Annotated in this window: 18 protein-coding genes and 1 pseudogene; 8 read left to right on the top strand and 11 right to left on the bottom strand. The window is 64.5% G+C overall.

Annotated elements, in window-relative coordinates; all coding sequences use genetic code 11:
• Positions 1–20: 20 nt before the first annotated feature.
• Both ptsP and nagE read left to right on the top strand, forming a co-directional pair.
• The gene (gene ptsP / locus F3J19_RS26535) at positions 21–2603 is read left to right on the top strand and encodes a phosphoenolpyruvate--protein phosphotransferase (RefSeq protein ID WP_167048388.1); all 2583 of its coding nucleotides are present in this window, start codon (positions 21–23) and stop codon (positions 2601–2603) included.
• Positions 2604–2707: 104 nt separating this feature from the next.
• A complete protein-coding gene (nagE, locus tag F3J19_RS26530; protein WP_167048386.1) occupies positions 2708–4525 on the top strand; it encodes an N-acetylglucosamine-specific PTS transporter subunit IIBC in 1818 nt (605 codons plus the stop codon).
• Positions 4526–4641: 116 nt separating this feature from the next.
• Here nagE and cydB read toward each other — a convergent pair whose 3' ends face one another.
• The 4 genes from cydB to rpoH form a co-directional block, all read right to left on the bottom strand.
• On the bottom strand, positions 4642–5778 hold the full coding sequence (cydB, locus tag F3J19_RS26525; protein ID WP_167048384.1) for a cytochrome d ubiquinol oxidase subunit II: 1137 nt from the start codon (positions 5776–5778) through the stop codon (positions 4642–4644).
• A 37-nt stretch (positions 5779–5815) separates the two neighbouring features.
• The gene (locus F3J19_RS26520; protein WP_167048382.1) at positions 5816–7411 is read right to left on the bottom strand and encodes a cytochrome ubiquinol oxidase subunit I; all 1596 of its coding nucleotides are present in this window, start codon (positions 7409–7411) and stop codon (positions 5816–5818) included.
• On the bottom strand, positions 7401–7661 hold the full coding sequence (cydP, locus tag F3J19_RS26515; protein WP_167048380.1) for a cytochrome oxidase putative small subunit CydP: 261 nt from the start codon (positions 7659–7661) through the stop codon (positions 7401–7403). Before cydP ends, F3J19_RS26520 begins: the two co-directional genes overlap by 11 nt.
• A 391-nt stretch (positions 7662–8052) precedes the next feature.
• Positions 8053–8988 (bottom strand): RNA polymerase sigma factor RpoH, encoded by a 936-nt coding sequence (rpoH, locus tag F3J19_RS26510; RefSeq protein ID WP_167048378.1) that lies wholly within the window; start codon positions 8986–8988, stop codon positions 8053–8055.
• 361 nt (positions 8989–9349) lie between these two features.
• Here rpoH and F3J19_RS26505 point away from each other — a divergent pair, with 361 nt between their 5' ends.
• Both F3J19_RS26505 and F3J19_RS26500 read left to right on the top strand, forming a co-directional pair.
• The gene (locus F3J19_RS26505; protein WP_206000689.1) at positions 9350–9913 is read left to right on the top strand and encodes an acyloxyacyl hydrolase; all 564 of its coding nucleotides are present in this window, start codon (positions 9350–9352) and stop codon (positions 9911–9913) included.
• A gap of 42 nt (positions 9914–9955) precedes the next feature.
• On the top strand, positions 9956–10339 hold the full coding sequence (locus F3J19_RS26500) for a nuclear transport factor 2 family protein (protein WP_167048376.1): 384 nt from the start codon (positions 9956–9958) through the stop codon (positions 10337–10339).
• 346 nt (positions 10340–10685) lie between these two features.
• On the opposite strand, the pseudogene F3J19_RS26495 reads toward F3J19_RS26500, so the two are convergent.
• Both F3J19_RS26495 and ybiB read right to left on the bottom strand, forming a co-directional pair.
• A pseudogene (locus F3J19_RS26495) lies at positions 10686–11159 on the bottom strand (hypothetical protein); the annotation flags it as partial.
• Positions 11160–11172: 13 nt separating this feature from the next.
• Positions 11173–12150: a DNA-binding protein YbiB gene (gene ybiB, locus F3J19_RS26490; RefSeq protein ID WP_167048374.1), complete on the bottom strand. Its 978-nt coding sequence runs from the start codon at positions 12148–12150 to the stop codon at positions 11173–11175.
• 237 nt (positions 12151–12387) lie between these two features.
• Here ybiB and F3J19_RS26485 point away from each other — a divergent pair, with 237 nt between their 5' ends.
• Positions 12388–13086 (top strand): fumarylacetoacetate hydrolase family protein, encoded by a 699-nt coding sequence (locus tag F3J19_RS26485; RefSeq protein WP_167048372.1) that lies wholly within the window; start codon positions 12388–12390, stop codon positions 13084–13086.
• Positions 13087–13119: 33 nt separating this feature from the next.
• The gene (maiA, locus tag F3J19_RS26480) at positions 13120–13764 is read left to right on the top strand and encodes a maleylacetoacetate isomerase (protein ID WP_167048370.1); all 645 of its coding nucleotides are present in this window, start codon (positions 13120–13122) and stop codon (positions 13762–13764) included.
• A gap of 185 nt (positions 13765–13949) precedes the next feature.
• Here the strand turns inward: maiA and ftsY are convergent, their stop codons facing one another.
• Positions 13950–15116: a signal recognition particle-docking protein FtsY gene (gene ftsY / locus F3J19_RS26475; RefSeq protein WP_167048368.1), complete on the bottom strand. Its 1167-nt coding sequence runs from the start codon at positions 15114–15116 to the stop codon at positions 13950–13952.
• A 247-nt stretch (positions 15117–15363) separates the two neighbouring features.
• On the opposite strand from ftsY, the gene rsmD reads away from it, so the two are divergent.
• Together rsmD and F3J19_RS26465 are read left to right on the top strand one after the other, a co-directional pair.
• Positions 15364–16014, top strand: coding sequence for a 16S rRNA (guanine(966)-N(2))-methyltransferase RsmD (rsmD, locus tag F3J19_RS26470; RefSeq protein ID WP_167048366.1), 651 nt, complete (start codon positions 15364–15366; stop codon positions 16012–16014).
• 33 nt (positions 16015–16047) lie between these two features.
• On the top strand, positions 16048–16626 hold the full coding sequence (locus tag F3J19_RS26465) for a recombinase family protein (RefSeq protein ID WP_167048364.1): 579 nt from the start codon (positions 16048–16050) through the stop codon (positions 16624–16626).
• A gap of 516 nt (positions 16627–17142) precedes the next feature.
• Here F3J19_RS26465 and F3J19_RS26460 read toward each other — a convergent pair.
• Genes F3J19_RS26460 through F3J19_RS26445 form a run of 4 tightly spaced genes read right to left on the bottom strand, consistent with a single transcriptional unit; the run spans position 17143 to position 18854 of the window.
• Entirely contained in the window at positions 17143–17391 is a 249-nt protein-coding gene (locus F3J19_RS26460) for a hypothetical protein (RefSeq protein WP_167048362.1), read from the bottom strand.
• Positions 17392–17395: 4 nt separating this feature from the next.
• Positions 17396–17617 carry a hypothetical protein gene (locus F3J19_RS26455; protein ID WP_167048360.1) on the bottom strand — a complete coding sequence of 74 codons (222 nt, stop codon included), beginning with the start codon at positions 17615–17617 and terminating at the stop codon, positions 17396–17398.
• Positions 17614–17928: a hypothetical protein gene (locus F3J19_RS26450; protein WP_167048358.1), complete on the bottom strand. Its 315-nt coding sequence runs from the start codon at positions 17926–17928 to the stop codon at positions 17614–17616. The genes F3J19_RS26455 and F3J19_RS26450 overlap by 4 nt, the downstream gene beginning before the upstream one ends.
• Before the next feature lie 5 nt (positions 17929–17933).
• Entirely contained in the window at positions 17934–18854 is a 921-nt protein-coding gene (locus tag F3J19_RS26445) for a replication initiation factor domain-containing protein (protein WP_167048356.1), read from the bottom strand.
• Between the last annotated feature and the right edge of the window lie 4 nt (positions 18855–18858).

The raw sequence follows: 18858 nt of genomic DNA, 5'->3' as shown, positions 1-18858 counted from the left end.
GTGTCGAAAAGTCCAGCCTCATGAGTCATTCCGAAGATCACATTGTTTTGCTCGCACCGCTGACCGGTCCGGTCGTGCCGCTTGAGAACGTGCCGGACCCGGTGTTTTCGGGCGGCATGTTCGGTGACGGCATCGGCATCGATCCGCTGGAAGGTCGCCTGGTCGCGCCGTGCGACGGCGTCGTCACGCATCTCGCGCGCACCGGCCACGCGGTCACGCTCGCGAGCGCCGAGGGCGCGGAAATTCTGCTGCATATCGGCATCGATACGGTCGGGCTGAACGGCAAGGGGTTTGCGCCGATGGTCGAGCAGGGCGCGCACGTGCACGCCGGCGACGTGCTGATCGAGTTCGATCAGGACCAGATCGCGCTCAATGCGCCGAGCCTCGTCTCGGTGATCGCGATCGCCAATTCGGATGCGTTCGAGGTGATCGAGCGCGCGCCGGCAGGCCCGGTGAAGGCCGGCGAAACGCCGCTGCTGGTGCTGCGCGCGCGCGACGGCGTGAACACCGAGGCCGTGCGCGAGGCGAGCGCCGCCCAGGTCGAGACCGAAGCACGTCGCCAGATCACGCTGACGCACGCGGGCGGTCTGCATGCGCGGCCGGCCGCGCGAGCGCGCGAAGCGGCGCGCGGTTTCGATGCGCGTGTCGAGGTGCGTTACGAAGGCCGCAAGGCGGCGATCGAAAGCGTGGTCGGCCTGCTCGGCCTCGGCGCCGGCGAAGGTGCGACGGTCGAATTGCTCGGCGTCGGTCCGCAAGCGCAGGCGGCGGTCGATGCCGTCGCTCACGAACTGACGCGCGAAGCGCACGGCGAAGTCGAACAGAAGCCGGCGCGCCAGGCTACACCGGCACCCGCTGCTGTGTCCGTGGCGGCCGCAGCGGTGCGGGCCGCGGGCGAGCCGCTCGCGCCGAACACGCTCGCGGGCGTGTGCGCGGCGCCGGGCGTCGCGGTCGGCCAGCTCGTGCGCTGGGACGACGCGGACCTCGATCCGCCGGAACAGGCGAGCGGCACGTCGGCGGCGGAAAGCCGTCTGCTCGACAAGGCGATCGCGAGCGTCGACGCCGATCTCGACACGACCGTGCGCGATGCGTCGCAGCGCGGTGCGGTCGGCGAAGCGGGGATTTTCGCGGTGCACCGCGTGCTGCTCGAAGACCCGACGCTGCTCGATGCCGCGCGCGATCTGATCAGCCTCGGCAAGAGCGCCGGATTCGCGTGGCGCGAGGCGATCCGCGCACAGATCGATGTCCTGAGCAAGGTCGAGGACGCGCTGCTTGCCGAACGTGCCGCCGATCTGCGCGACATCGAAAAGCGCGTGCTGCGCGCGCTCGGTTATACGAGCGCGGCGGCGCGCACGCTGCCCGCTGAAGCGGTGCTCGCCGCGGACGAATTCACGCCGTCGGATCTGTCCTCGCTCGATCGCACGCGCGTGACCGCGCTCGTGATGGCGCGCGGCGGCGCCACCTCGCACGCGGCGATTCTCGCGCGCCAGGCCGGCATTCCGGCGCTGGTCGCGATCGGCGATGCGTTGCATGCGATTCCCGAGGGCACCCAGGTCGTCGTCAATGCGAGCACGGGGCGCCTCGAATTCGCACCGACCGAACTCGACGTCGAACGCGCGCGCCGCGAGCGCAGCCGTCTCGCCGACGTGCGCGAAGCGAATCGCCGGACCTCGCAGCAGGCCGCGGCGACGTCCGACGGCCGGGCGATCGAAGTGGCCGCCAACATCGCGACGCTCGACGACGCCAAGGCTGCCGTCGACAACGGCGCCGATGCGGTCGGGCTGTTGCGCACCGAGCTGCTGTTTATCCACCGTCCGGCCGCACCGAGTGCCGACGAGCATCGTCAGAGCTACCAGGCGATTGCCGACGCGTTGGGCGGCCGCACCGCGATCATTCGCACGCTCGACGTCGGCGCCGACAAGGAAGTCGACTATCTGACGCTGCCGCCCGAGCCGAACCCCGCGCTCGGCCTGCGCGGCGTGCGCCTCGCGCAGGTGCGCCCCGATCTGCTCGACGCCCAGTTGCGCGGCCTGCTCGCGGTGCGCCCGCTCGGCGCCGTGCGCATCCTGCTGCCGATGGTCACCGACGCGAGCGAACTGATCGGCATCCGCAAGCGCATCGACGAGCTGGCGCGCGAGGCCGGCCGCACGGAAGCGATCGAAGTGGGCGTAATGATCGAAGTGCCGTCGGCGGCATTGCTCGCCGATCAACTCGCGCAGCACGCCGATTTCCTCTCGATCGGCACCAACGATCTGACGCAGTACACGCTCGCGATGGACCGCTGCCAGCCCGATCTCGCGGCTCAGGCCGATGGCCTGCACCCGGCCGTGCTGCGCCTGATCGCGGCGACCGTCGCGGGCGCGGACAAGCACGGCAAATGGGTCGGCGTGTGCGGCGCGCTGGCGGGCGATCCGCTCGCGATGCCGCTGCTCGTCGGTCTCGGCGTGACCGAGCTGTCGGTCGATCCGGTATCGGTGCCGGGCATCAAGGCGCGCGTGCGCACGCTCGATTATCCGTTGTGCCGTCAGCGCGCCCAGGATGCGCTCGCGCTCGAATCGGCGCAGGCCGTCAGAGCCGCGAGCCGCGCCACCTGGCCGCTCGACTGAAGCCGCGTGGTCCGTGCTTCGCGGCGCGGGCCGGCGCAATCCTCACCTATCGCCACACAACCTAACCACAACGTCCAGTTACGAGACAAGGACAGGAGATACCCATGGATGGAAATCCGTTTCTGAAGATTCAGCGCCTCGGACGCGCGCTGATGCTGCCGATCGCGGTGCTGCCGGTCGCCGGCCTGCTGCTGCGCCTCGGCCAGCCCGACGTGTTCAACATCAAGATGATCGCCGACGCGGGCGACGCGATTTTCAGCAACCTGCCGCTGCTGTTTGCGATCGGCGTGGCGGTCGGTTTCGCGAAAGACAACAACGGCGTCGCGGGCCTCGCGGGCGCGATCGGCTATCTGGTGCAGATCGCGGTGATGAAGGACATCAACGACAAGCTCAACATGGGTGTGCTGTCGGGGATCGTCGCGGGTCTCGTGGCCGGTTTCCTGTACAACCGCTACAAGGACATCAAGCTGCCCGATTACCTCGCGTTCTTCGGCGGCAAACGCTTCGTGCCGATCGTCACGGGGGTGGTCTGCCTGATACTCGGCATCGTGTTCGGCTACGTGTGGCAGCCGGTGCAGAACGCGATCGACGTGGCCGGCCACTGGCTCACCACGGCGGGCGCGCTCGGCGCCTTCGTGTTCGGCGTGCTGAACCGTCTGCTGCTCGTCACGGGCCTGCATCACATCCTCAATTCGCTGACGTGGTTCGTGTTCGGCACGTTCACGCCGGCGGGCGGCGCGCCGGTCACGGGCGACCTGCACCGCTTCTTCGCCGGCGATCCGACCGCGGGCACCTTCATGACGGGCTTCTTCCCGGTGATGATGTTCGGCCTGCCGGCCGCGTGTCTCGCGATGTATCACGAAGCGCCGAAAGAGCGCCGCGCGATGGTGTTCGGCCTGCTGTTCTCGATGGGCCTCACGTCGTTCCTGACCGGCGTGACCGAGCCGATCGAATTCAGCTTCATGTTCCTCGCGCCGGTGCTCTACGCGATCCACGCGCTGCTGACCGGGATTTCGCTCGCGATCTGCTCGGCGCTCGGCATTCACCTCGGCTTCACGTTCTCGGCGGGCTTTATCGATTACGTGCTGAACTACGGGCTGTCGACGCGGGGCTGGTGGGCGATTCCGATCGGCATCGTGTACTCGGTGCTGTACTACGGGCTGTTCCGCTTCTTCATCCGCAAGTTCAACATGGCAACGCCGGGCCGCGAGCCGGCCGGTGCCGAAGAGCAGGCCGATTCGTTCACGGCCGGCGGCTTCGTCGCGCCGATCGCCGGTGCGGCCGTGCCGCGTGCGCGACGCTATATCGCGGCGCTCGGCGGCGCGGCGAATCTGTCGGTCGTGGATGCGTGCACGACGCGTCTGCGTCTGTCGGTGGTCGATGCGGCGAAGGTGTCCGAGAGCGAGCTGAAGACGATCGGCGCGCGCGGCGTGCTCAAGCGCGGCGCGACCAATGTGCAGGTCATCATCGGACCGGAAGCGGACATCATCGCCGATGAAATCCGCACGGTGATTGCGCAGGGTGGCGGCGATGAGGTCGGGGCTGCGCCGGTTGCCGTGGCTGCTGCTGTTGCGCCGACGGCGGTTGCCGCGCGGAGCGTGCAATCCGCGCCGCAACCTGTGGCTCAGCACGCGCAGGGCGGTCCGCTCGATCCCGATCCGCTGCGCTGGCTCGCCGTGTTCGGCGGCGCGGGCAACATAGTGTCGCTCGATGCGGTCGCGGCCACGCGTCTGCGGGTCGTCGTGCGCGATCCGTCGGCGGTCGATCGTCAGCGCCTCGCTTCGCTCGATACCGCGTGGGTGGCGACCGATACGTTCCATGTCGTGGTCGGCGAGGCTGCGCCGCGTTATGCGCAGAAGCTCGCGACGCGACTGTCGCCAGGCGGCGGCGCGGGCGCCGGCGCAGAGCCGGTACTGGCGTGAGCCATGCCCCGGTTCGCAGCGGTTGGCTGTGAATAAAAAGAGCGGCACCTTGTTTTCAAGGTGCCGCTCTTGCGTTAACCGCTGGATGCTACCGGACTCGCAAAACGTCGTGCCGTTCAATACATCGAATGGCTGTTTTCCTTGATGGCCGCCGCGGTCACCTTGCCACGCATCACGCGATACACCCAGCTCGTGTACAGCAGGATGATCGGCAGGAAAATGATGACGGCGACCAGCATGATTTCGAGCGTCAGGCGGCTCGACGTCGAATCCCATAGCGTCAGGCTGCTGCGGCCGTCGAGCGAGGACGGCATGATGAACGGGAACATCGAGAAGCCTGCCGTCAGGATCACGCCGACGACCATCAGCGCGGTCGACAGAAACGCGCTCGCCTCGAAGCGCGAACGCGCGAGCAGCACCGCCAGAATGCCGCCGACGAGACCCGCCACGGGCGCGGCCACCATCCACGGATACAGCGCGTAGTTGGTGAGCCACAGGCCTGGTGCGCCGATCACGGTCTTCAGCAGCGGATTGGCGACCGCGTCGAGCGGCGGCGCGTCGACGATCTGATAGCCGCCGATCATCGTCGCGACGAACGCGCCCGCCACCATGAACAGCACGACCGCGCACACCGCTGCGAGCCGCAGCGCCTTCGACGCGCGCTCGTGGATCACGCCATCTGATTTCCACTTCACGAACGCCGCGCCGTGCGCGGTCAGCATCGACACGCTGACAAGGCCTGTCAGCAAGGCGAACGGATTGAGCAGGCCGAAGAAACTGCCGTGATAGGTGACGCGCAGGTCGTTGTCGAACGAGAACGGCACGCCTTGCAGCAGATTGCCGAACGCGACGCCGAACACGAGCGCCGGCACGAGGCCGCCGATGAACAGGCCCCAGTCCCACGCGTTGCGCCAGCGCGGGTCGTCGCGCTTGCCGCGATAGTCGAAGCCGACCGGCCGGAAGAACAGCGCGAACAGCACGAGCAGCATCGCGAAGTAGAAGCCGGAGAACGACGCCGCATAAGCGAGCGGCCATGCCGCGAACATCGCGCCGCCCGCGGTGACGAGCCAGACCTGATTGCCTTCCCACGTTGCGCCGACCGTGTTGACGACGATGCGCCGCTCGGCGTCCGTCTTCGCGATGAACGGCAGCAGGATCGCCGCGCCCATATCGAAGCCGTCGGTGAGCGCGAAGCCGATCAGCAGTACGCCTATCAATGCCCACCAGATCAGTTTGAGCGTTGCGTAATCCATGGTGTCGATTCCTCTCGAACGGAGTGGCGGCGGCGCGTCACGCGGCCGTATTCGGCGACAGCGGCTGGGCGGCCGGCTGCGCGATCTCGTGGTGATAGCGGCCCGTGTGCAGCGACGACGGACCAAGCCGCGCGTACTTGAACATCAGCATGATCTCGATGACGAACAGCACCGTGTAGAACAGCACGAAGCCGCCGATGCTCAGATACAGATCGCGCGGCGTCAGGCTCGACGCGGCGAGATTGGTCGGCAGGATGCCGGCGATGCTCCACGGCTGGCGGCCCATTTCGGCGACGATCCAGCCGAGTTCGGCGGCGAGCCACGGCAGCGGAATCGCCCACACGGCCCAGCGCAGGAACCAGCGGCGCTTCTCCAGCAGCAGCGTGCGTTGCGCGCAGAACCAGAACGCGAGCACGAAGGTCGCGAGGAACAGCAGACCGAGGCCGACCATCAGGCGAAACGAGAAGAACAGTGGCAGGACCGGCGGGATCGTGCGCTGCGCCGCCGCGGAGATCTGCTCGGGCGTCGCATCGGTTACGTTCGGCGTGAACTGCTTGAGCAGCAGGCCGTAGCCGAGATCGGCCTTGTGCGCTTCGAAGGCGGCGCGCGCTGCGTCGGTCGCGTCGCCGCCCTTGAGCTTTTGCAGCGCTGCGAAGGCCAGCATGCCGCTTTTGATGCGGCCTTCGTTTTCCGCAATCAGGTCGCGCAGGCCGACCACGGGCTCGTCGAGCGAACGCGTCGCGATGATGCCGAGCGCGTACGGCACGCGGATCGCGTAATCGGTGCGCTGTTCGCGCTGGTTCGGAATCCCGAAGATCGTGAACGGTGCCGGCGCGGGCGCGGTTTCCCATTCGGATTCGATGGCGGCGAGCTTGACCTGCTGGACTTCGCCGGTGCGGTAGCCCGATTCGTCGCCGAGCACGATCACGCACAAGGCCGAGGCGAGGCCGAAGCCGGCGGCGATCGCGAACGAGCGCAGCGCGAACTCGGTGTCGCGGCGCTTGAGCAGATACCACGACGACACGCCGAGCACGAACATCGACGCGGTCACGTAACCGGCCGATACCGTGTGCACGAACTTGACCTGCGCGACCGGGTTGAAGATCACCGCGAAGATGCTGTCGAGCTCCATGCGCATCGTCTGGTAGTTGAACTTCGCGCCGACCGGATTGTTCATCCAGCCATTGGCGATCAGAATCCACAGCGCCGAGAGGTTCGAGCCGAGCGCGACGCAGAACGTGACGATCAGGTGCTGCACCTTCGAGAGCCGGCTCCAGCCGAAGAAGAACAGGCCGACGAAGGTCGATTCGAGGAAGAACGCCATCAGCCCTTCGACGGCGAGCGGCACGCCGAAAATATCGCCGACGTAATGCGAGTAGTACGCCCAGTTGGTGCCGAACTGGAATTCGAGCGTGAGACCGGTGGCGACGCCCATCGCGAAGTTGATGCCGAAGAGCTTGCCCCAGAACTGTGTCATGTCCTTGTAGATCGGCTTGCCGGTCATCACGTAGACGGACTCCATGATGACGAGCAGCCACGCGAGGCCGAGCGTGAGCGGCACGAACAGAAAGTGATAGAGCGCCGTGATGGCGAACTGAAGACGCGATAGTTCTACGACTTCGCTAACGGGCATGTTGATCACCTCGGGACGGATGCGGGACAGGCACCGACAGCAGCGCCTGCGCGACTTGCTCGGGCGGCAGCATCATGTGCTGCGCCTGCGGATGATTGAAAAAGGTGAACTTGAGCGCCATCAGCAGGACGAATTTGATGGCGAGGATGATGGCGATATCGCGTGCCAGTGTCGGGCCGCGCACCCACCGGGTGAACCGGGTGCGCCAGCGTGAGCGGCGTGTGCTGTGGCGATTGAGGGCTAGGGTCATGTTCGGTCGAAGACGACTTCATGCCGGTGAACCCGGCTGGACCAGTCCGCCCGGGCCGTCGGGAGATCTGGCGAATGCATGCCGATTGTAGGAGCCGAACCTCGCGCGCTTGAATTGGGCCGTGCGGCATCGAGTCGCGAAGCTCGCCGCGTCTGAGCAGTATTGCTATCTGACTTGCGATACGTCAAGGAAGCCGTGGCGGCCGGTGAGTGTTCACGATCGTGAATCGGCGGGCATGGGCGCGCCGCGAGAGCGAACGCGTGAGGATGAAAAAAGCCCCGCCGTCTTGCGAGGGCGGGGCTTGAACTAGCAAGTGATTCCCGTGCGAGGCGCCGGCTGCTGTATCAGCCTGTATCGGCTGTATTGGCCGCAGCCGGCGGCGTGGCGGGCTTTACGTGTATTCGGCGAGTGCGCCGCGCATCTTCTTCATCGCGCTCGCTTCGATCTGGCGGATACGCTCGGCCGATACGCCGAATTCGTCGGCCAGTTCGTGCAGCGTCGAGCCGCCCGAGCCGTCGTCCTCGACCTTCAGCCAGCGCGCCTCGATGATGCGACGGCTGCGCGGATCGAGTGCTTCGAGCGCGCTCGCGATGCCGTCGCTTTGCAGCCGGTCGCGCTGACGCGAAGCCAGCACGGCGGTCGGCTCGCTGTGCGAGTCGGCGAGATACGCGATCGGCGCGTACGACTCTTCGCCGTCTTCAACCTGGCCTTCGAGCGCAATGTCGCCGCCCGACAGACGCGTTTCCATTTCCGCGACTTCTTCGCGCTTCACGTTCAGTTCCTTGGCGAGACCTTCGATCTCGTCCGGCGTGAACGCGCCGAGGCCCTGCTTGTGGCTGCGAAGGTTGAAGAACAGCTTGCGCTGCGCCTTGGTGGTGGCGACCTTCACCATGCGCCAGTTGCGCAGGATGTATTCGTGGATCTCGGCCTTGATCCAGTGCATCGCGTACGACACGAGGCGCACGTTCTGCTCCGGGTCGAAGCGCTTGACGGCTTTCATCAGCCCGATGTTGCCTTCCTGGATCAGGTCGGCGTGCGGCAACCCGTAACCGAGGTAGTTGCGCGCGATCGACACGACGAGGCGTAGGTGCGACAGCACGAGGCGACGCGCCGATTCGAGGTTGTCGTGCTCGCGAAACTCGGTGGCGAACTGGCGTTCTTCCGTCGGCGTCAGCATCGGAATGCGGTTGACGGCCTGGATGTAGGCGTCGATGTTGCCCAGTTGGCCGGGCAGCAGCGAGGAATGCGAGAGCGCCAGTGCACCTGCCGGAGCGGCCTTAGCCGACGACGGGCTCAGAGTACTCGGAAGGGTCATTGCATGGCTCACGTGTGAAACTCCTTTGGAATCAGACAATAGCGTGTTCAGTGATGGACTCCAGCGATGGATGTTAGCACTCTGATCTGTCGAGTGCTAATACTTAGAGGCTGTAGGGGCATCTGAGTTCCCGGAAATCCTATTGAGATTCGTTATCTAATAGCTATTAGACAGCCTATTTCGCTGTCGTTCAGAGAACGTAGAAGTTACCGACCCAATAGCCTTGGTTCTCATAATCGACTGATATTTTCCTATTTATCAGTAAATAATTGCGAATTTAGACAATTATTCATACGATCCGCGCTCTTAAGTTTTTATTTAGAATAAGCAGACGGTTACGCATCGTTTCAATGCTCGTGAGTGCGGGTGCAAGGTGAAGAACAAAAACACTGTTTTGCGTGGGTTTACTCTAAAAGGCACGCTGGCCGCGCTGCTGATGTCGGCGGCGGGTACGGCGCTCGCCGACCCGTTCGGGGTGCAGGTGGCGGCCGGGGTGGGCGACCATCACATCAAGAAGCTCGATCTGGGCATGGTGTGGGATCCGGACTGGACGTGGTGGCAGGTCGGCGACTGGCACTTCGCGTTGATCGGCGAGGCGCACGTCGCGTGGTGGCACACCAACGAAGGCAACGTTCATGGCGACATCGGGGAGGTTGGCGTGACGCCTGTGATCCGCTTCATCAAGATGTCGGGCCCGGTGCGGCCGTTCGTCGAGGTGGGCGCCGGCGTGCGGCTGCTGACGAGTCCCCGCATTTCTTCCGACCTCACGCTTTCCAGCGCGTTTCAGTTCGCCGACATGGCGGGCGTCGGGCTGCAATTCGGCACGCATCAGCAATATGTTGCGGGCTACCGCTTCCAGCATATTTCCAACGGCGGTATCAAAGAGCCGAATCCTGGTATAAATTTCAGCCAGCTATATTTGCAATATAACTTCTGACGACCGTGGCCGCCTTTGGCCTACGGTGTGCAAGGGGCTGCAATGGTGGCAAAGATGATCGAAGCGATTCGCGGGCTCGAGCGGGAGCGCTTTCGTGCGATGGTCGACGGCGACGGGCAGTCGCTCGACACGCTGCTCGCGGACAACGTGAGCTATGTCCACACGAACGGCAAACGCGAGACGAAGCGGCAGTTCATCGACGGGATTACGGGGGGGCGCCGCCGTTATCGGCAGATCGAGGTGCAGTCGCAGGACGTGCTGCCGGCCGGGCGCGAAACGTATGTCGTCACGGGCCGCGCGCTGATCGAGATGGAAGCGAACAACGGCGCGCTGCTGTTTCCGATTGCCTATACGGCGATCCATACGCAGGAAGATGGGCAGTGGCGTTTGATCGCCTGGCAGGCGACGCGCTGCGCGATCGAGTGACGCGTTTTTCGGCGACGTCCGTCTTGTTCGCATGATGTGGCGAGCGGCTTGCAGGTTTTGCGGGCGCGCTGGGTTTGCGTCTGATTCGCGCATGGACTCATGCCGCGGACTCGCGTGGGCTTCGGGTCGGATGCACGTCGGGTCCGGCTCGGCTTGCGGTATGCGCCTCGTGAGCGCGTCGGCGGCCACAGCGAAGCACGGGATACGCGCTCTGCTGCTGCGGATTCACTCCGCTTCTTTCACGACACACTCAGCTTGAGACCCGGCTTCAGGCCGCGACGCATTCGCCGGCCTCGTCGCGCTCGGTCGCGTTGTCGTTGCCATTGCCATTACCGGTAGCGGCGCCGTTCGCGCCGCTCCTTGCCCCGGCGATCCGCATCGTCACGTCGCCCGCATACGGATGCCGTGTCGGCACCGGAATCCGCGTGCAACGCTCCACCACTCGCCGGATCGCCGCGAGATCGGAAAAATCGAGTTCGCTATCGATGCCTTGCGCGTCGAGATTCATCGCGAGCGGCACGAGATCGACATTGCCCGTGCGCTCGCCATTGCCGAACAGGCAGCCTTCGATGCGATCCGCGCCCGCGAGCAGCGCGAGTTCCGCTGCGGCGATCGCGGTGCCGCGGTCGTTGTGCGGATGCACCGACAGCACGATGCTGTCGCGATAGCCGAGATTGCGGTGCATCCACTCGATCTGGTCGGCGAACACGTTCGGCGTGGCCGCCTCGACGCTCGCCGGCAGGTTGACGATCATCTTGTCGGCGAGCGTGGGCCGCCATGTCTGCGCGACGGCGTCGCAGACCTCGCGCGCGATTGCCACGTTTCGGCGAGTTTCAGCGCGCCGTTTTCGCGATCTCGACGATCAGCTCGACCTGTCGCTCGATCGCGCCAGGCACCGGCGCTTCGCCGCGCAGCACTGCGTCGATCCACTCGGCCGTGGTGACGGCGTCGCGCGCTTCGGGCAATTCGACTTCGGGCGCGTCGGGCGACGAACGCTCGTGCGGCAGACGCGTTTCGCAGATGCCGTCGTGCAGCCAGTCGACCTGCACCTGGCGCCGCGTATCCGCGACCGCCTCGCCCTCGGTGCCGCGCGCGAGCAGGGCGCCGCCGAGCGCAGCGTCGGGATGCGAGTTGAACAGCTGCGTGAGACTGTCGCGATATGGCGGATGCGTGTAGTTGACGAGGCGCAGCCCCGCGGGCGCGAACGGCTGCAGGATTTTCACGAGCGTATGCGTCGAATTGCGCACGCCCATGCGCCGGCGCAGCGCGAGCAGATGCGCGAGTTTCGGCGCGAGCACGTCGATCGAGGCAAATGCGAGGCGGCGCTCGGCGAGACCGTCTTCGATCTCGGCGAGTGATTGCGCGTGCGGAATCCGCAGCTCCGCGAAGATTTCGGCGCTCGTCACGCGGCCCGGATCTTCAGTGACGCCGTGCACGAGCACCGGCACACCTTCGCGCGCGAGCAGCAGCGCGAGCAGCGGCACGAGGTTCGGCTGCTTGCGCGCGCCGTTGTAGGATGGGATCGACACGGGCCGATATGCGCCGTGCGGCAATTGCACCGGCTCGAACGACGCATGCGCGGCGGCCAGCATCGCGGCGAGTTCGTCGGCGCTCTCGCCTTTCACGCGATACGCGAGCAGCACCGCGCCGAGTTCGAGTTCGGCCACGCGGCCGTCGAGCATCGCGGCGTAGAGTTCGCGGGTGTCGTCGGCGCTCAGCGCGCGGGCGCCGTTCGGGCCACGGCCGATTTCCTTGATGAAGCGGGCGCAGGGGAAGGGGGCGGCGGTAGCGGTGTCGGTCGGGGCGGTCATCGGGTAAGGGGGCGGGCGGCGTGGCGCGTCGCACTGGAGCGGGTCGCCAGCTGATTCAAAGGATGCTATTCGGTATGAGTATCGCATCTATGGGGCTCGCGCGAGAAAGAACGGGGCGCCGAGCCCGTGCCTCGGCGCTCGCGCCTGGACGCATTGGCCCGTGCCGCGCGTTACACTCGATGCTTCTCGCCGCGTCGGCGGCGCGGATCGTAAGCCAATCGGAAAACGGAGAACGGGATGAGTTACGTATTTGCACCGGCACCGCAGGTCGCGGTGCCGGTCGTCGGGTCGGGCGAGCAGTTCGCGGTGCGGCGCATCTACTGCGTGGGGCGCAATTACGAGGCGCACGCGCGCGAGATGGGGCATGACCCGGACCGCGAGCCGCCGTTCTTCTTCTCGAAGCCGGCCGATGCCGTCGTCTATGTCGCACCAGGCGTGACCGGCGAATTTCCGTATCCGTCGCAAACGAAGAACGTCCACTTCGAAATGGAAATGGTCGCGGCGATCGGCAGGAGCGGCAAGGACATCCCCGTCGAAAGCGCGCTCGATCACGTGTACGGCTACGCGCTCGGCCTCGACATGACGCGCCGCGATCTGCAAGGCGAGGCGAAGAAGCTGGGCCGTCCGTGGGATACCGCGAAGGGCTTCGATCATTCGGCGCCGCTCGGCCCGATCCATTCGGCTTCGAAGGTCGGCCATATCGGCAAGGGCGCGATCTGGCTGTCGGTGAACGGCGAGGACAAGCAGCGCTCGGACGTGTCGCAGCTGATCTGGTCGGTCGGCGAGACGGTGGCGTATCTGTCGACGCTGTTCGAGTTGCAGCCGGGCGACCTGATTTTCACCGGTACGCCCGAGGGCGTCGGCGCGGTGGTACAGGGCGATCTGATGAAGGGCGGCGTGGACGGGCTCGGCGAGTTCAGCGTGCGCGTCGTCTGACGATTCGCGGGCAGGTTGGAGGAGACAGACAACATGAAGCTCTATAGCTATTTCCGTAGCTCGGCGGCGTATCGCGTGCGTATTGCGCTGAACGTGAAGAACCTGCCGTACGACTACGTGCCCGTGCACCTCGTGCGCGACGGCGGCGAGCAACTGAAGCCCGAATACCGCAAAGTCAATCCGGACGGTATCGTGCCGACGCTCGTCGACGGCAACGACGTGTTGCCGCAGTCGCTCGCGATCATCGAGTATCTGGAGGAGACGCATCCCGAGCCGCCGCTGCTGCCGAAGACGCCCGTCGATCGCGCGTATGTGCGCTCGGTGGCGCTACAGGTCGCGTGCGAGATTCATCCGCTGAACAATCTGCGCGTGCTGCGCTATCTGAAGCACACGCTGTGCGTCGACGACGATGCGAAAGACGCGTGGTACCGGCACTGGATCGACGCGGGCTTCGCGACGCTGGAGACGCATCTGGCGGGCGACGCGCGTACCGGCACGCTGTGTTTCGGCGACACGCCGACGCTCGCCGATGCCTGTCTGATTCCGCAGGTGTTCAACGCGCACCGCTTCAAGGTCGACACGGCGAAGTTTCCGACGATCCAGCGCATCTACGATCACGCGATGCAGCTCGATGCGTTTGCGCGCGCGGCACCGGGTGCGCAACCCGATGCCGAGTGACGCGGCGGCTTTTCGGCTCTATGTCGCGTAGCGACGCATCGGCATATCGGCGGCGGGTTGAAATGAAAAGAGGGCGCTCCGTGGAGTGCCCTCTTGCTGGTTTCGGGCTCAAGCGCCCGCGCGCTACGGGTTGAGCGCGGATCAGGTGTGGATCAAGCGCGGCTCAAACGTAACTCAAGCGCAACTCAAACACCCAGCAACGCGTCCGAAAACTCCTCGGCGCTGAACGGTTGCAAATCCTCGACCTTTTCGCCGACGCCGATGAAATACACCGGCACCGGCCGCTGCCGTGCGATGGCCGCGAGAATGCCGCCCTTCGCGGTGCCGTCGAGCTTGGTGACGATCAGGCCGGTGAGGCCGAGCGCGTCGTCGAACGCCTTGACCTGGGTGAGTGCGTTCTGGCCCGTGTTCGCGTCGATCACGAGCAGCACCTCGTGCGGCGCGCCGTCCTGCGCCTTGCCGATCACGCGCTTCACCTTGCGCAGCTCTTCCATCAGATGCAGTTGCGTAGGCAGGCGGCCGGCCGTGTCGGCCATCATCACGTCGATCTTGCGCGCGCGCGCGGCGCCGACCGCGTCGAAGATCACCGCGGCCGGGTCGCCGCTTTCCTGCGCGACCACGGTCACGTTGTTGCGCTGGCCCCAGATCGCCAGCTGTTCGCGCGCGGCGGCGCGGAACGTGTCGCCGGCGGCGAGCAGCACCGACTGGTCGAAGCTCTGCAGATGCTTGGCGAGCTTGCCGATGCTCGTGGTTTTGCCCGCGCCGTTGACGCCGGCGATCATCATGACGAGCGGCTGCGCACGGCCGAGCATCAGCGATTTTTCGAGCGGCTTGAGCAGCGCGACGAGCAGCGTGCGCAGCGCCGTCTTGACCTGCTGCGGGTCGGTGAGGCGCTCGCTGCGCACTTTTTCGCGCAGCGATTCGAGCAGGAATTCGGTGGCCTCGACGCCGGCGTCCGACATCAGCAGCGCGGTTTCGAGTTCTTCGTACAGGTCCTCGTCGATCTTCGTGCCAACGAAGATGCCGGTCAGGCTCGAACTCGTTTTCGACAGCCCGCTTTTCAGGCGCGTGAGCCAGGAGCGCTTCGCGCCCGCGTCCTGCACGGGCGGCGGGACGACTTCGACGGTTTCCTCGACGGCTTCGAATTCGGTTTCGAATTCGGCGTCAAAGCCGGCCTCGGCCGCTTCCTGCGGTTGCGGCTCGAAGACGGTCGCGGCCGCGGGCGGCAGCGCCGCTTCCTCGGGCAGCGGGGCGATGGCTTCGGACTGCGCGCCGTCTTGCGCCGCCTGCGCTTCGTCTGCGGCGGTATCGGACTCTTTCGAACCCTTGAATCGTTTGAAAAAACTGAACATGATCTGGCGTATTGGAGAGCGCGCCGATGCGCGCAGCCGGCACGGGACCGGCGAAGGAGGGCAGCGCCGCGATGCGAAAGGCAAGGCGCTGGCAGCCGCACATTTTATCAGGCGAGCCGCGGCGCGTCGTATCGGCCGATCGGCCAGGCTGGACGCGGGACGCCCCTGTGGTAACGTGGGCGCTCCGGTCCGCGCGCCTGCGCGTCGCGGGCGTCGTCACCAGGTCATAGAAACTGCAAGAAACCGCATGCCCCGTTTAGCACCTTCACGCGCCGCCGGCGCTTCGTCCAAAGGCGGCAAGCCGCACGCCATTCGTATCATCGGCGGCGACTGGAAGCGCACGCCATTGCCCGTGCTCGATCTGGACGGCTTGCGCCCCACGCCCGACCGCGTGCGCGAAACGCTGTTCAACTGGCTCGGCCAGCGTCTGGATGGCCAGCATTGCCTCGATCTGTTCGCCGGCAGCGGTGCGCTCGGCTTCGAGGCCGCGTCGCGCGGCGCGGCGCGCGTGCTGATGGTGGAGCGCAATGCGCGCGCCGCCGGCCAGTTGCGCGCGAACCAGCAGCGCCTCGCGGCGCGCGCGATCGAAATCGCCGAGGCGGACGGCCTACGTCTTGCCGCGAGTCTCGCGCCCGGCTCGTTCGACGTGGTGTTCCTCGATCCGCCGTTCGGCGCCGATCTGCTCGGCCCGGCGCTGGCCGTGGCGGCGCCGCTCGTCGGCGCGAACGGTTTTCTCTATGTCGAAGCGGGCGAGGCGCTCGAAACGGTTGCCCACGAGCCGCTCGCGGGCTGGGAAGTCACGCGGCAAGGCAAGGCGGGCGCTGTCCACTTTCATTTGCTGCAGCGCGAAAATAAGGGGTTTAGCGCAAAAAGCAGAAATACACTCACATTTGCATAATCCGTAGCGGGCCAACCCGTTACGTGAGCAAAAATGAGAATAGGTTACGCAAGAGTGTCAACGCAGGACCAAGAAACACACGCGCAGCTTGATGCACTTCACAGAGCCGGTGTCGACGTAATCCACGAAGAAAAAAGGTCCGGCGCAACGCTGCGCCGACCGGTTCTCGAAAAAATCCTCCGCAACATCCGCCAAGGCGACACGCTAGTTGTCTACAAACTGGACCGCATCGCCAGATCACTAAAAAATCTACTGACGGTCATCGAACATCTTCACGACCGCGGATGCGACTTCGAAAGCCTCACGGAAAAAATCGATACAAACAGTCCAGCCGGCCGCCTTATGCTACAGATGCTAGGCGCGTTCGCAGAGTTCGAACGCGAATTAATCAGAGAAAGGAGCATGGCGGGCATACAGGCTGCGCGCGATCGCGGGATTCAGCTCGGACGGCCACGCAAACTGACAAAGCCGGAAGAGGAGGAAGCGATAAGGCTTTGGCGCACGAATCGCTATAACCACACAGCTATCGCAAAGCTCTACAAGGTCCATAGAAGCACTGTAACGCGCGCAATAGATCGCTGGATACTAGACCAGCAACCGAAGCTTCTGTAGGCCGCGTTCAGCATGGGGAAGGGGCAGATGAGGCCAGCCCCTTCCCCATTGACCAGCGTATCTCTTCATTGCCCGTCAAGGGTCCGCTTCGCCGCTGCGCGCCCTTGACGGATTCCAGCGTCATCGCACCGACAAAAAAGCCGGTCGCGAGGACGGACAAAGCACATGAACGAAAGCCGTTACGCGTAACGAAAATCACGCAGACGCGCCAACTTCCAATGGAACCTGCGCCAATTTCGCATGCGAAACTTCGGATGCCTTAGTAGTTTGAAGTGGCATGCCGCTGTCAACATCGGATAGTGCCGACCAAAGCCGCTCCATACGTTCCCCGATGAAATCGCAATACGACGAAACGCCGTAACCGAACCCACTGACGGCGACACCCTCATTCAATCGAGACGCACCGCTCGCAGCCGCATTCGCCAAACCCTGCAGCGCAGAAACGGCGACAGACACATCTTCGAACCTCTGACGTACAACCGCGAGATCAACCATCCCACACCCCCGTAACGAAAATTAGTTAGCCTGACCAATGAAGAGCGGAACAGGCGAACTGACCGCTTCGAGCTTTGCCTCGCCCTCGTACACAACCCGCCCATTTCGCTTAAACACGTACGGCACAACGACAAAGCCACTAACCGTAACGCCAAGGTCGAACTTGCCCGACTCGTCCAACCACTCCATGTAGGCGAAAACGAGATTCTCAGCACCTTCGAACGAACGTGCCTTACCTGCGTTATAGCCAGCCACGACGACCTGGAACATAACGCTACCCTCCCACCAAAACGTTACCAGAAGGAGCATTGGCAATTACATCGTATTCCGAAGCAAAGCCGTTTCGAGAGCCGTTGAACACCACCCGGACGCACTGACCCGACTCAACTTGACCATTCAACACAAGCCCTTCCAGGTGAGAAACGACCATCAATCGTGCCTCATCAGGATTGACTGCATCACCGATACGCCAGCCGGCCACCAGAACCTCAATCATGACGGCACCTTTGCGCCCTTCGGCTCCATCGCAAGCGGCCTGATCGACGTGACGACGTTACGGTCGCCGTTCGCCTTGCCGTTCGTCGTCTGGATCATCGACACTTCCGCTAGAAACGGCATCGGGTTGTGCAGGATGCTCTTCACGACCTCTGACTTCTCAACCTTCAATTCATTCGTACACACGCCGCTCGCCGTCTCGCCGCGCAACTCAACGTCAACGAAAATCGCCGCACTGTCCAGATCCTTCCCATCGATATTTCCAGTGAAATACTTCGCACCACGAATCGTTACCTTCGCTAGCATTTCCATCACTTCTACTCCTTAACATACGACGCAGGTTCGTGCGCGCCATGCACGTGCGTTGCCAACGCAGAACGATGCATTCGCGGGGGTACGCCTTCCTGACGCACATCCACCACCAACGCGGCAAAATCTTCGCCGTTCTCGATCAACGCCTGGTTGATCACCTTCCCGTACTGTGTCCGAATCGCCCGCTTCGCCGTCTCGAGCGTTGTTTCGCGTTCAGTCTGGTCTGTGCGACACCGCAGGGCCGCCACGTCGATAAATTGCTCGAGCGCCTTGTGTGCGCCAACGAAATAGTGGTCCGTCTTGAGTACGATCTCATGCGGTATCACGCGGTCCTTGTTGCCGAACTGGATTTCCACCCGCACCCATTCACTATCAACGTTGCCAAGCTGACGGCCCTTCTCGTAGGCCCGTACCATCTTCCCGCTCGTACGCAACCCGATCTCCAGCGTCGTACCGCCGCAACCACGCGCCGACGCATTCCCGCTCTCGATCTTCCGGTAGTCCGGAATCCGGCCGCCGCAGTGAAACTCCCCAGCGCCGTACATTGCGTCGATCTGCTCGACCGTCACTTCCCCGTGCAGGAAGTCCATAGCGAGGTCGCAGCGCGTCACCCGAGCATCGAGGTCCTGCATGGTCGCGTAGACCGCCTGCCAGTCCGTTACGACCGCACAGCCCCGCCCGGAGAAATCCACACAGATACGCCGATCGCCGCCGTTACGCCCGCCCCACGCGACGATACCCGCCCGTATCCATTCGCCGTCGAGGAACGTCATCACGTCCATGCTGTCGGCATAGCCCTGAATGCCCTTGTGCGCGGGAACCATGTTCAGCGGCATCGCCGTCCATAGCTTCAGGTAACGCCGGACCTGCTCCAAACCGTCAGGCACCGAACCCGTCGGCTCGAACGTGAAACGCAGCCAGTCCACGATT

Source organism: Burkholderia sp. Ax-1724 (assembly GCF_011752995.1).
Classification (GTDB): Bacteria; Pseudomonadota; Gammaproteobacteria; order Burkholderiales; family Burkholderiaceae; genus Paraburkholderia.
The sequence above is the reverse complement of the archived record's forward strand: the minus strand, read 5'-3'. Positions and strand labels throughout refer to the sequence as shown.